This is a genomic window from Acidovorax sp. 99, from assembly GCF_003096455.1.
GTDB lineage: Bacteria > Pseudomonadota > Gammaproteobacteria > Burkholderiales > Burkholderiaceae_C > Acidovorax > Acidovorax delafieldii.
In genome coordinates, this window is record NZ_QEKU01000001.1 from 3357351 (window position 1) to 3370268 (window position 12918).

General features: G+C 68.0%; 8 protein-coding genes. 4 read left to right on the forward strand and 4 right to left on the reverse strand.

The features are described 5' to 3' along the window. Positions 1 to 17: 17 nt before the first annotated feature. Positions 18 to 3434, forward strand: coding sequence for a FecR domain-containing protein (locus tag C8C95_RS15655; protein WP_116749181.1), 3417 nt, complete (start codon positions 18 to 20; stop codon positions 3432 to 3434). A 202-nt stretch (positions 3435 to 3636) separates the two neighbouring features. On the opposite strand, the gene C8C95_RS15660 is transcribed toward C8C95_RS15655, so the two are convergent. Together C8C95_RS15660 and C8C95_RS15665 are read right to left on the reverse strand one after the other, a co-directional pair. Next, positions 3637 to 4938, reverse strand: a complete 1302-nt coding sequence (locus C8C95_RS15660) for a tryptophan--tRNA ligase (RefSeq protein WP_116749182.1) — start codon at positions 4936 to 4938, stop codon at positions 3637 to 3639. A 63-nt stretch (positions 4939 to 5001) separates the two neighbouring features. Then, a complete protein-coding gene (locus C8C95_RS15665) occupies positions 5002 to 5670 on the reverse strand; it encodes a site-2 protease family protein (protein ID WP_099729566.1) in 669 nt (222 codons plus the stop codon). Between the two features lie 255 nt (positions 5671 to 5925). On the opposite strand from C8C95_RS15665, the gene C8C95_RS15670 reads away from it, so the two are divergent. Beyond that, positions 5926 to 7074: a methyl-accepting chemotaxis protein gene (locus C8C95_RS15670; RefSeq protein ID WP_116749183.1), complete on the forward strand. Its 1149-nt coding sequence runs from the start codon at positions 5926 to 5928 to the stop codon at positions 7072 to 7074. A gap of 128 nt (positions 7075 to 7202) precedes the next feature. Here C8C95_RS15670 and C8C95_RS15675 read toward each other — a convergent pair whose 3' ends face one another. Both C8C95_RS15675 and C8C95_RS15680 read right to left on the reverse strand, forming a co-directional pair. Further along, positions 7203 to 7838 (reverse strand): L-threonylcarbamoyladenylate synthase, encoded by a 636-nt coding sequence (locus C8C95_RS15675; RefSeq protein ID WP_056060901.1) that lies wholly within the window; start codon positions 7836 to 7838, stop codon positions 7203 to 7205. A 97-nt stretch (positions 7839 to 7935) separates the two neighbouring features. Then, the gene (locus C8C95_RS15680; RefSeq protein ID WP_060984573.1) at positions 7936 to 8793 is read right to left on the reverse strand and encodes a 3',5'-nucleoside bisphosphate phosphatase; all 858 of its coding nucleotides are present in this window, start codon (positions 8791 to 8793) and stop codon (positions 7936 to 7938) included. 183 nt (positions 8794 to 8976) lie between these two features. Between C8C95_RS15680 and C8C95_RS15685 the strand changes: the two genes are divergently transcribed. Both C8C95_RS15685 and C8C95_RS15690 read left to right on the forward strand, forming a co-directional pair. Then, the gene (locus C8C95_RS15685) at positions 8977 to 10758 is read left to right on the forward strand and encodes a methyl-accepting chemotaxis protein (protein ID WP_116749184.1); all 1782 of its coding nucleotides are present in this window, start codon (positions 8977 to 8979) and stop codon (positions 10756 to 10758) included. A gap of 323 nt (positions 10759 to 11081) precedes the next feature. Continuing rightward, positions 11082 to 12854, forward strand: a complete 1773-nt coding sequence (locus C8C95_RS15690; RefSeq protein WP_116749185.1) for a methyl-accepting chemotaxis protein — start codon at positions 11082 to 11084, stop codon at positions 12852 to 12854. Positions 12855 to 12918 lie beyond the last annotated feature (64 nt).

Sequence of the window (12918 nt, forward strand, 5' to 3'; positions counted from 1 at the left end):
CCCCAGAGAGGCCCACCATGCCCATCCCTCCTGTGTCATCCCCGTCACGCCTGGTGTGGCTTACGCCGGTGGGTGTCGCCCTGTCGGCCTGGAGTGCTGCCAGTGCCAGCGCGCAATGTGCCGGTGTACCTCTGGCGCCTGACGCAGTGGCTGCGCAAATTGTGGCGCTCAGCGGGCAAGGCGAAACGCGCCCCCCCGGCACCCAGCCCTGGCTGCCTGCCACGCTCGCCCAGCCGTTGGGCCCGGGCGCCGACATGCGCACACTGGCGTTGTCATCCGCCGCATTGCTGCTGGCGGACCGCACGCAGATCCGCATGTCGGCAAACGCGCAATTGAGGCTGTGCGAGGCCCAGCCAGCGCGCACCCTGCTGGAACTGGCTGCGGGCCGGCTGTGGGCGCGCACCAAGAAGGCCCCGGCCAACCTGCAACTGCAAACGCCTGCAGCGCTGGCCGTGGTGCGGGGTACCGACTGGGACGTGGAGGTGGATGGAACGGGGCGGACCACGCTCACCGTGCTGTCCGGCGCTGTGGAGTTGCGCAACGACCTGGGCAGCGTGCAACTGGGGCCCGCCGAGCAGGGCGTGGCCGAGCCCGGCCAGGCGCCTGTCAAGCGCCTGCTGGTCAACCCCCGGGAGCGGGTGCAGTGGGTGGCCGCCTACCCGGGCGACCTGACGCGTTGGACCGAGTTCCAGCCCGTTCAGACGGCACCACCCGCTCTGGCAGAGGTTCGCGCCGCATTACAGGCGGGGCAATGGGCCCAGGCGCGTGCCCTGTTGCGGGCCCTGTCGGCGCAGGGCGATGGTGGGGCGGTGGTCGAGCTGGCCCTGGCGGACCTGGAGGTGCTGGACGGCCAGCCCGACGCCGCGCAGCAGCGCCTGGCCCTGGCCTGGCAGCGCACGCGAGATCCCCGTACCGCTGCGGGCCGGGCCGACCTGCTGATGGCGCTGGACCGCCTGCCAGAAGCGCGCACGTGGCTGGATACCGCGCGGGCCGGGTCGCCCGGCTTTGCGCCATTGCTGCAGGCCGACGCCGACTGGCACCGGCTGCAAGGGCAGGGGGACGCCGCCCTGGCCTTGTACCGGCAGGCGGTGACCCACGCGGAGGGCGATGCGCAGCGGGCCGCCGCCCTGGCAGGGCTGGGCCGCGCATTGCAAGAGCGCGGAGACCTGCGCGCGGCCCGCAGTGCACTGGCGCAGGCCGTGGCCCTGTCGCCAGACCAAGCGGCCTACTGGGGCGAAGCCGCCACGGCGGCCATCGAAGCCCTGCGCCTTGCCGAGGCGCGCACCGCCCTGGATGCCGCCCTGGTGCAGTCGGGCGACGACTATGTGGCCCTGGCAGCCGCCGGGTTGCTGGCCCTGCGGCAGGGCGATGCCGAGGCTGCCCGCACCGCGCTGCTCAAGGCCTTGGTGATTGAGCCGCGATACGCCCGCGCACAGGTGTGGCTGGCGGTGGCCGAATACACGCTGGGCGAGCGCGCCGCAGCGCTGGACGCGCTGGGCCGAGCACGCCTGGCTGACGCGCGCGACCCGCTGCCCTGGCAGGTGGAGGCCATGCTGCGCAACGACAGCGGCGAGCCCGTGGCGGCCATGGCCGCAGCGCGCGAGGCACTCACCCGGCTGCCCTACCTGAAGTCGCTCAACCCGCTGGCCTCGGACAGCCAGGGCTCTGCCAACCTGGGCAAGGCGCTGGGCGACTTCGGCATGGAGCACTGGGCACGGGCCTACGCCAGTGCGTCGTACTACCCGCTGTGGGCCGGCAGCCACTTTTTTCTGGCCGACCGGTACGAGAGCGACTTCAGCCGCCGCTCCGAGCTGTTCCAGGGCTACCTCACCGACCCCACCGTGTTTGGCGCCAGCGACAAGCGCGCGCCGCTCCTGCTGTCTGCAGGCACTGAATGGTCGATGGGCGCGAGCGCTGAACGCAACCAGCTGCGCCACAACGCCACAGCAGATGTGGGCTACCGTGGTTTTGCCGCCAGCAACGTGCCTGTGGCCTGGCTGGTGCGGGCCAACGACGTGCAGATGTGGCCCCGCGAAGGCCCCGCCACCACGCAGTACCGCCTGTCATCGCCCGGAGTGGATCTGGCGCTGGGTGTGCGGCCCAACGAGAGCCTGTCGCTGTTCGCGCTGCACGGTGACACCACCTTGCGCTACCGCTTTCCGCAGGGGCTGGACTTTGGCAACGGCATCACCTTCACCGGCGGCGCCGAGACGCACACCCGCCGCACCGACCTGGGCGCTGCGTGGCGCTGGTCCGCCGACAGCCAGACCTGGTTCAAGGTGCACAGCGGGCGCCAGACCTCCGGCCTGGTGCTGGACGATGCGCGCTGGGGCCCCCAGGACTACCGCTATGCCAGTGACGAGCAGGGCCTGTTCCTGCGCCACACCGTGTTGTGGGGCGCGCACCGCCTGAGCGTGGGCTGGGAGGGCGTGGACAGGGATACCGTCAGCGCGATCTCTGACCCCGGCATCACCACGCCGCGCGCCAACACCGAGCGCTACCACATGCCCTGGGTGGCGGGCGAATGGCGCAGCGGTGCCTGGACCTGGATGGCCGAGGCGTACTGGCCCCGGTTCACCACCCGGCAGCGCGACCGCTATGCAGACACAGCGACGGGACAAGACCTGCTGCCCGTGCAGGACGACGGCGCGGCGCACCGCCACCGGCTGCTGCCGCGCCTGGGCGCCAGCCTGCGCCTGGGCCCGGGCCGCGCCCTGCACTGGGCCTGGCAGGAGAGCGTGCGAGCGCCCGGCACGCACACCCTGTCGCCCGTCGCCACGGGCGCTATTGCCGTGGACAACCAGTACCTGCTGGCGGGCAGCTACGCCCGCAAGCACGCGGTGCAACTGGACTGGGAGGCCAGCGCCACCACCTTCTGGGGCGCCAGCCTGTCGGGGCAGCGCATCAGCAACCTGGTGGCCGCCAACGGTCGCCTGTTTGCGCAGAACACGGGGGCGCTGTTCGACAACGTGGCCACCATCGCCCCCGTGGTGCTCAATGCCCAGACCACGCTCAACACCTATGAGGAAACGCCTGTCTTCGGGCAGGGGCAGCTGGCGCAGGCCACAGTGTCCGTCAACCATTTGCTAGGTCCGCGCTGGAGCGTGCTGGGCAGCTACATCCACGCCACATCGCGCAACACCGGGGCGGGTCTGGAGGGGCGTTGGCTGCCCGGCTTTGCCCGCCACGTGGTGCTGGGCCAGACCACATGGCGCCATGAGGCGCGCAGCTTTTCGTTGCTGCGCCTGACCTGGCGCGGTATGCGCTACAGCGACGAGGCCAACACTGTGCAACGCGCCCCGGGCTGGAGCCTGGCCCTGGCCCATGGCTGGGAGTCGCAGGACCGGCGCTGGAGCTTTACCGGCACGGTGCAGACCGGGCTGCGCACCGGGGAGCGGCCCACGCTGTGGGCCCTGGTGCGGTACCGGGACTGAAGGGGCGCCGAGTGTGCAGAGGGCGCCTTTACCGGGTGATGGAAGGGTGTGTGAGGCCTTTTTGGCCGATAGCGCTAGTGCGATATGCCCAAGTAGCTATCAAAAATGTAGCGAATAGGCTTTGAAAGGCGTACAAAAAAAAGCCCGCAGCCTTGCGGCTCGGGCTGTGTGTCTTGCACGCTGCGCTCGGTGGCGCGCCGGCTTATGCAGCGGCGGCCTCGGCCAGCGCCTGCAGGGCGGCCGTCACTTCGGCAGCTTCCACGCCGTCCACTGGCGCCAAACGCGGGGCCAGGGTCTGCAGGGCTGCGCTGTCCTTCTGCAACTGGGCAATCGCCTGGCCAGCCTCCTTGGGTGCGTCAAAGCCCGTGCTCTGCAGCAGCAGGCGGCCGTCGGCGGCCACGAGCTTGAAGTAGAACTTGCCGTCGGCCTCGCGGTACTGCTTGAAAGCGGGCAGTGCGGCCTTGGCGGCCTTGGCCGGTTTGGCGGCTGTGCTGGCCTGCACCAGGCTGCGCAGGCCCACGGCGCTGCGCAGTTCGCGGATGAAGGGCGTGGCCAGCGCGCGGGCGCGCTCGGCGCCGGCCAGCAGGGTCTGCTCGATGCGGGCGGGGTTGTGGATGAGTTCCTCGTACTGCGCGCGCATGGGGGCGATCACCTGGTCCACGCGCTCCAGCAGCAGGTGCTTGGCGTCGCCCCAGGCAATGCCGTCGGCATAGGCCTTGCGCAGGGCCTCGGTCTCTTCGGGCGTGGCAAAGGCCTGGTAGATCTGGAACAGGGCCGAGCCTTCGACTTCTTTGGCCTCACCGGGCGCACGCGAGTCGGTCAGGATGCCGCCGATGAGCTTTTGCAGCTGGGCGCGCGAGCTGAACAGCGGGATGGTGTTGTCGTAGCTCTTGCTCATCTTGCGGCCGTCCAGCCCGGGCAGAGTGGCCACATGGTCGTCGATGGCCGCCTCGGGCAGCACGAAGTGCTCGCCGTACAGGTGGTTGAAGCTGGCTGCCATGTCGCGGGCCATCTCGATGTGCTGGATCTGGTCGCGGCCCACCGGCACCTTGTGGGCCTTGAACATCAGAATGTCCGCGCCCATCAGCACCGGGTACATGAACAGCCCTGCGGTCACGCCGTCGTCCTGCTCGCGCCCGGCGGCGGTGTTCTTGTCCACGCTGGCCTTGTAGGCGTGGGCGCGGTTCAGCACGCCCTTGCCGGTCACGCAGGTCAGCAGCCAGGTCAGCTCGGGAATCTCGGGGATGTCGGACTGGCGGTAGAACGTGACCTTCTCGGGGTTGAGCCCTGCGGCCAGCCAGCTGGCTGCGATCTCCAGCGTGGAGCGCTGGATGCGCACCGGGTCTTCGCACTTGATGAGCGCGTGGTAGTCGGCCAGAAAGTAAAAGCTCTGCACGCCGGGCGTGAGGCTGGCCGCCACCGACGGGCGGATGGAGCCGACGAAGTTGCCCAGGTGGGGGGTGCCGGTGGTGGTGATGCCGGTGAGAAAACGGGTGGTGCTCATGGGAAACAAAAACTCAGCAGATCAAATGAACAGGAAGTGGCAGGCTCGCAAGCTGTGCGGCGCTCAGCGCAGCAAGGCCGTCAGCGGGGTGAGCAACAGGTTGATGGCGGTGTAGCCCACGGCCATCAGGGGGCGCAGCCACAGCGTGCCCACCACCCCGGCGATCACTAGGCCCATCACGATGAAAAAGCCCCAGGGCTCGATGCGCGACACCATGTGCGCCTGCCGCCAGGGCAACAGGCCCACCAGAATGCGCCCGCCATCGAGCGGTGGCAGCGGAAACAGGTTGAAGGCCCACATCACCAGGTTGACCATGACCCCGGCGCGTGCCATTTCCAGAAAGAAGCGCTCCTCGATCCCCGTACCCACCAGCACCACCAGCAGCACGGCCCAGGCGATGGCCTGGATGAAGTTGGACGCGGGCCCCGCCAGGGCCACCCACACCATGTGCTTCTTGGGGTTGCGCAGATTGCCGAAGTTGACCGGCACTGGCTTGGCGTAGCCGAACAAAAAGGCGCCCGAGGTCGCAAAGTACAGCAGCAGCGGCATCAGGATGGTGCCGACCGGGTCGATGTGCTTGAAGGGGTTGAGGGTGATGCGCCCCATCATGTACGCGGTGTTGTCGCCAAAGTGGCGCGCCGCGTAGCCATGGGCCGCCTCGTGCACAGTGATGGCAAACAGCACCGGCAGGGCGTAGATCAGAACGGTTTGGATGAGATTGGAGGTGTCCACGCCGGGATTGTCTCAGACGCCCCGCTGCCCCCGGCGTTGCCAGGGTGACCCGGCGGGTGTTCAGGCGTCCGGCGGCAGCTGCGTATTGTGGGTTGTACGTATGCCGACGGGTCTCCAGGCGGGGTGTTCGTTGCTAGCATCAACCTCTTGCCCGCAGCCCGTGCCAGTTTGTGCAAGCTCTTGCCCTTTGGCGCGCAGCGCTGCGCGGCGGCCCCTCCCACAACGACATACAACAGGCCTGGAGACATTGAAGCCATGTGGAACAACTTGAAGATCGGAACGCGCCTGTTGCTGGCGTTTGGCGGCCTCGCACTGGTCGTGCTGCTGCTGATGGTGATGGCGCTGTCCGGCATCGGCGGTGCCGAGCAGGCGCTGCAGGGCGCCACGCCCCCGGCCCAGGCGGCGCTGGCGCAGCTGCAAAGCGCGCGCAACTGGGTCATCGGTTGCAGCGTGGTGGTGTTTGTACTGGCTGTGGTGGCCACGCTCAGCCTGCGCGCCAGCATCGTGGCGCCGCTCAACCAGGCCATCCTGATTGCCGAAACCGTGGCGTCTGGCGACCTGAGCCAGGAGTTCAACTCTGACCTGGAGGGCGACTTTGGCCGCCTGCTGGGCGCGCTGGGCACCATGGAGGACACGCTGACCGACCTGGTGTCCCGCATCAAGCAAAGCACCGATTCGATCACCGCTTCTGCGGCAGACATTGACCACGGCAACACCGACCTGTCGCGCCGCGCGGAAGACCAGGTGTCGTCCCTGACCGAGACGGCGGCCAGCATGGAGCAGCTGACGGCCACCGTGCGCCAGAACGCCGAACGGGCCCACTCGGCCAGCGGCCTCGCCGTGCAGGCGTCGGCCATTGCCGAGCAGGGTGGGTCGGTGGTGGGCGAGGTGGTGCAGACCATGCAGGCCATCAGCGGCAGTTCGCGCAAGATCGTGGACATCATTCAGGTCATCGAAGGCATTGCCTTCCAGACCAACATCCTGGCACTCAACGCCGCGGTGGAGGCCGCGCGTGCTGGCGAGCAGGGCCGTGGCTTTGCCGTGGTGGCCAGCGAGGTGCGTAACCTGGCCCAGCGCAGCGCGGTGGCTGCCCGCGAGATCAAGGCGTTGATCAGCGCGTCGGTCGAACAGGTCGAAAGCGGTGCTGGTCAGGTAGGCAAAGCGGGCAAGACCATGGAAGAGATCGTCGGCGCTGTGGGCCAGGTCAGCGCGCTGCTGGGCGAAATCTCCACCGCCCTGCGCGAGCAGAGCGAAGCCATCAGCCATGTCAATGTGGCGGTGTCGCACATGGACGGCAGCACGCAGGAGACAGCCTCGCTGGTGCAGCATGCGGTGAGCACGGCGTCGGCCCTGTCGGCGCAGGCCCGCGACCTGGAGCAGGCGGTCGGAGCGTTCAAGCTGTGATGAATCCCTGAGCCGCCGCGCGGCTCTCCCCTCCAAGGCGCGTTACCGGTGGCAGGGCGAAGCGCGCTGCACGGCGGCGAATGTATCGAGCGGGGTGCCGCTCTTGCGGCGGGCTTTTTAGGGGGCTCTTACAGCCCCAGCGCTTGCAGGCTGCCCCGGCCCTCGCGCACCACCACCGGGTCGCCGCCGGTGCCCATGGGGGTCAGGTCCACCACCGTGGTGGGCTCCAGCGGGCAGGCCCCGGCATCCACGATGGCGTCCACCAGCTTTTCGTAGCGCTCGCGGATTTCCTGAGGGTCGTTCAGGGGCTCGGTCTCGCCCGCTGGGATCAGCGTGGTGGCGAGCAGCGGGGCGCCGTGCAGCTCCAGCAGCAATTGCAGGCCCTTGCGGTCGGGCACCCGCAGGCCAATGGTCTTGCGCGAGGGGTGGCTCACGCGGCGGGGCACTTCCTTGGTGGCTTCGAGGATGAAGGTGTACGGGCCCGGCGTCCCCAGCTTGAGCAGGCGGTACTGGCGGTTGTCCACCCGCGCATAGTTGGCCAGCTCCGACAGGTCGCGGCACAGCAGGGTGAGGTGGTGTTTTTCGTCCACCTGGCGGATGCGGCGCAGGCGGTCCACCGCGTCCTTGTCGTCCAGGTGGCAGACCAGCGCGTAGCTGGAGTCCGTGGGCACGGCCACGATGCCACCCTTTTGCAGCAGCAGTGCGGCCTGCTTGAGCAGCCGGGGTTGCGGGTTGTCGGGATGGGCTTCGAAGTACTGGGCCATGGGGCAGGGTCTCAGTGATGCGTGGCGCTGCGTGTGGATGCCTTGCCGGGTGGCAGGTCGTCCAGGGGGCGGCTGGCGCGGCTGCGGCAGCGCGGGGTCATCGCAAAATCCGGTCGGACAGCAGTTCCCACACGGGGGTCAATGCGCCGGGCAGCAGGGGCAGCGTGCCCAGGTCGGTGTGCGATTCGTCGGGGCTGTGGAAGTCGCTGCCACGCGATGCGGCCAGGCCAAACTCCTGCGCCATGTCGGCGTAGGTCACGTACTCGGCGGCGCTGTGGCTGCCCGTGACGACCTCGACCGCCCGGCCACCATGTTGCTTGAATTCGGAGAACAGCGCGAATTCTTCATTGGCGCTGAACTTGTAGCGCGCCGGGTGAGCGATCACCGCCATGCCCCCGGCCTGTGTGATCCAGCGCACGGCATCCCCCAGGCTGGCCCACCGGTGGGGCACATAGCCCGGTTTGCCTTCGGTCAGGAATTTGCGAAACACCTCGGAGGTGTCCTTGCACACGCCGGTTTCCACCAGAAAACGCGCGAAATGGGTGCGCGAGATGAGTGCCGGGTTGCCCACAAACTGCAGCGCCCCTTCGTAGGCGCCCTTGATGCCGACCTGGGCCAGCTGGGCCGCCATCTCCTGCGCCCGTTCGCCGCGCCCGCCGCGTGTGGCGGCCAGGCCCTGGGCCAGCTGGGCGTCGTCAGGGTCAAAGCCCAGACCCACGATGTGGACGGTGGTGTCGGCAAAGGTGACCGAAATCTCGGTCCCGGTGAGGTAGGCCATGCCTTGGGCGCGGGCGGCAGCGGCCGCACGGTGCTGGCCGCCGATCTCGTCATGGTCCGTCAACGCCCACAGCTCCACCCCGTTGGCCTTGGCCCGCGCGGCCAGGTCTTCGGGCGTCAGGGTTCCGTCGGAAACGACGGAATGGCAGTGCAGGTCGGCGTTGAGTATGGAGGTCACCGATTCATTTTAGGGCTTGTACTGATAACGCGCCCCACGGAATCCATTAACACTTGTTACATGCACACTTCGCCTGGCTGGCGGGTGTTCAGCCGGGTCGAACGCCGGCAGTGTGGTGGTTTTCCTTGGGCAAGATACAACAACGCGGAACCTCGGGGTTTTTGCAGAGCATCAGGAGCAACCATGAAATTCAATGACCTGCGCGTCGCCCACAAGATGTGGAGCGTGATTCTTGGCCTGCTGGCGCTGATGCTGGTGGCCGCCGTCTGGACCCAGTGGTATGGGCGGCAGGTCACTGCTGCGACCGAAGAGTCCGTCAACAAATACGAGTCCGCCATCACCACGGCGGTCAGCTGGCGTGGCCTGGCGGAAGTGGCGGTCACCATGTCGATGGCCGGGTTTGTGACCACCGACCAGGCGCTCAAGGCAGATTTTGATACCCGGGTGGCTGCGCTCACCGCACGCATCACCCCGGTGCAGGAAAAGATCAACAAGGCGGCGGTGTCCCCCGAGGACAAGGCGGCATTGGCCGCGGTGGCCGCTGCGCGTGCCGATGTCCGGGGCCAGACCGACAAGCTCAAGGAGCTGACCGATGCGGGCGATGCAGCCGCCAAGCAGGCCTATGTGGACAAGGTTTACCGGCCCAAGGTGTTGGCTTATCTGGAGTCGATCGACAAGTTCGTGGCCGTGCAGGAGCGCCAGCGTGACGATGCGGTGCAGGCCGCACGTGCCACGCGCGGCAACCTGGTGCTGATCGGGGCTGCCGCAGCCATCGCGGTGGTGGCCCTGGGCATGCTGCTGGCGGCCCTGCTGGTGCGCTCCATCACGCGGCCGCTGGATCGGGCCGTGGTGCTGGCCGAAGCCATTTCGGCCGGGGACCTCACCCAAGACATTCAAGATGACCGCAAGGATGAGTTGGGCGTGCTCACCCGGGCGCTGTCGGCCATGTCGTCACGGCTGCGCGGTGTGGTGAGCGAAGTACGCCAGGGGGTGGATTCGGTCTCGTCGGCGTCGGTGGAGATTGCCAACGGCAACCACGACCTGTCGGCGCGCACCGAGCAGACGGCCTCCAACCTGGAAGAGACGGCAGCCAGCATGGAACAGCTCACGGCCACCGTGAGCCAGTCGGCCGACACGGCCCGCCAGGCCAACCAGCTCGCCGGCACGGCAGCCCAGGCCGCAGCGCGGGGCGGTGAAGTGGTGGGCCAGGTGGTCACCAGCATGCAGCAGATCACCGACAGCAGCCGCAAGATCAGCGACATCATCGGCACCATCGACGGCATCGCCTTCCAGACCAACATCCTGGCGCTGAACGCAGCGGTGGAAGCCGCCCGGGCCGGCGAGCAAGGCCGTGGGTTTGCTGTGGTGGCCAGCGAAGTGCGCAGCCTGGCGCAGCGCAGCGCCGAGGCGGCCAAAGAGATCAAGACCCTGATCAGCGCCAGCGTGGAGAACGTGGAATCGGGCTCGGCCCAGGTGGCGCAGGCAGGGCAAAGCATGCAAGAGATCGTTGCCAGCGTACAGCGCGTGAGCGACCTCATCGGCGAGATCACGGCCTCCTCGACAGAACAGCGCGACGGCATCGCGCAGGTCAACCAGGCCGTCACACACCTCGATCAGATGACGCAACAGAACGCGGCGCTGGTGGAGGAGTCCACGGCCGCAGCCGCCTCGATGCGTGACCAGGCACAGCACCTGGCGCAGGTGGTGTCGGTGTTCAACGTGGGCGCGGTGGCCACCCGGGCGCCGGCAGCGGCACCCCGTGCTGCAGCACCGGCGCCACGGCCTGCGCTGGCCGCCAAGGCCCCACTGGGCAACAAGCCTGCCACCGCCAGTAAGGCGGCCGCCAGCGCGCCCAAGGCCCCATCGCGGCTGGCGCCGCCAGTTGCACCCGCAGTCACACAGTCGGCAGCCCCTGCACCCAAGGCGGCGGCCAAGGGCGGGGACGACGACTGGGAAAGCTTCTGATTCCTGGCCCTTGCGTGCCCTGAAGGCTCCGGGGCGTGGGCCTGTCAGGGCCCTCAATACTGGGACAAGAGGTGTGGGTGTGGCGGGCTGGGACTCGCATACCGGTCTGGCCCCGTCAGCCCGTGGGTTCTAGCGCCTGTTCGATCTGTCTTCGTTCGCGCATTCCTGGCGGATTTTGGATGCGGGTTTTTCCCGGTGGGGCATGAGTCCGCCGGTGCCTTGGGCTGGCGTAGGCTATGGCCTGTTGTTGATGTAATCGAATGTGTCTTGCACGCCATGCGCAGACCATGGAGACATCACCGATCCACGAGGAAAAACCAACCATGCAATTTGACAATATCCGCGTCTCCCGCAAGCTGTGGGGCGCCTTTCTGGGGCTCATGATTGCCATGTTGCTGCTGTCTGCGTTTGCGCAGAACCGGGGCAACTCTTCGATGTCAGCGGCCATGGACGCCGTGGTCGAGATCGAGGCCCGCATCTCGGCTGCTGTGCGCTGGCGGGGCGCCACCGAAACGGCTGTCACCATGGTCATGGGCGGCGCGGTGACCACCGACTCGGTGCTGGCCGAGCAATACGGCGCCAAGGTCAAGGAGATCATTGGCAACATCAACAAGGTGCAGGAAGGCATCGTGGCCTCGGCCACCGCGCCCGAAGAGAAAGCCTCGCTCGACAAGGTGCTGGAGGCGCGCAAGGCAGTGCTGGCGGCCACCGCCAAGACCTGGGAGCTCAAGGGCGCAGGCGATGCCGTCGCCACCCAACGCTATGCGGACGACGAGTTTGCCCCCCTGGTCACCAAGTACCTCAAGGCGCAGGATGAGTTTGTGGCCACGCTCGAAAAGCGCCGCGACGTGATCCGTGCCGAAGCCACCCAGCGCCGCATCGAATACGCCATCACCGGCATCATCAGCTCCATGGTGCTGATGGCGGCGGGCCTGTTCCTGGCCTGGAAGCTGGTGCGCTCCATCACCCTGCCGCTGAACGAAGCGGTAGAGACCATCGATGCCATTGCGGGAGGTGACCTCACGCGCGAGCTGCAATCCACCCGCAAGGACGAGTTTGGCCACATGCTGCGTTCGCTGTCGGCCATGTCGTCACGGCTGCGCGGTGTGGTGAGCGAAGTACGCCAGGGGGTGGATTCGGTCTCGTCGGCGTCGGTGGAGATTGCCAACGGCAACCACGACCTGTCGGCGCGCACCGAGCAGACGGCCTCCAACCTGGAAGAGACGGCAGCCAGCATGGAACAGCTCACGGCCACCGTGAGCCAGTCGGCCGACACGGCCCGCCAGGCCAACCAGCTCGCCGGCACGGCAGCCCAGGCCGCAGCGCGGGGCGGTGAAGTGGTGGGCCAGGTGGTCACCAGCATGCAGCAGATCACCGACAGCAGCCGCAAGATCAGCGACATCATCGGCACCATCGACGGCATCGCCTTCCAGACCAACATCCTGGCGCTGAACGCAGCGGTGGAAGCCGCCCGGGCCGGCGAGCAAGGCCGTGGGTTTGCTGTGGTGGCCAGCGAAGTGCGCAGCCTGGCGCAGCGCAGCGCCGAGGCGGCCAAAGAGATCAAGACCCTGATCAGCGCCAGCGTGGAGAACGTGGAATCGGGCTCGGCCCAGGTGGCGCAGGCAGGGCAAAGCATGCAAGAGATCGTTGCCAGCGTACAGCGCGTGAGCGACCTCATCGGCGAGATCACGGCCTCCTCGACAGAACAGCGCGACGGCATCGCGCAGGTCAACCAGGCCGTCACACACCTCGATCAGATGACGCAACAGAACGCGGCGCTGGTGGAGGAGTCCACGGCCGCAGCCGCCTCGATGCGTGACCAGGCACAGCACCTGGCGCAGGTGGTGTCGGTGTTCAACGTGGGCGCGGTGGCCACCCGGGCGCCGACAGCGGCACCCCGCGCTGCAGCACCGGCGTCTGCGCCACGGCCCGCCGTGGCCAAGGCAGCGGCCAGCGCGCCCCGCGTGGCGTCTTCCGCCACCCCGAAGGCACCTGCGCCCGCCCCGGCGCGCCTGCCTGCGGCCAAGGCACCCGCCCCCGCACCCGCTGCCAAGGCAGCGGCGCAGGGTGGCGATGACGATTGGGAGAGCTTCTAAATCGATAGCGGCCAGCGCATGACCATCAAGCGCTGACGGCTATTTTTTGTGGTCGGTATTCCGG

Coding starts and splice junctions, on each gene's coding strand:
- C8C95_RS15655 (WP_116749181.1), top strand. CDS start 18: ATGCCCATCCCTCCTGTGTCATCCCCGTCACGCCTGGTGTGGCTTACG.
- C8C95_RS15660 (WP_116749182.1), bottom strand. CDS start 4,938: ATGAGCACCACCCGTTTTCTCACCGGCATCACCACCACCGGCACCCCC.
- C8C95_RS15670 (WP_116749183.1), top strand. CDS start 5,926: ATGTGGAACAACTTGAAGATCGGAACGCGCCTGTTGCTGGCGTTTGGC.
- C8C95_RS15675 (WP_056060901.1), bottom strand. CDS start 7,838: ATGGCCCAGTACTTCGAAGCCCATCCCGACAACCCGCAACCCCGGCTG.
- C8C95_RS15685 (WP_116749184.1), top strand. CDS start 8,977: ATGAAATTCAATGACCTGCGCGTCGCCCACAAGATGTGGAGCGTGATT.
- C8C95_RS15690 (WP_116749185.1), top strand. CDS start 11,082: ATGCAATTTGACAATATCCGCGTCTCCCGCAAGCTGTGGGGCGCCTTT.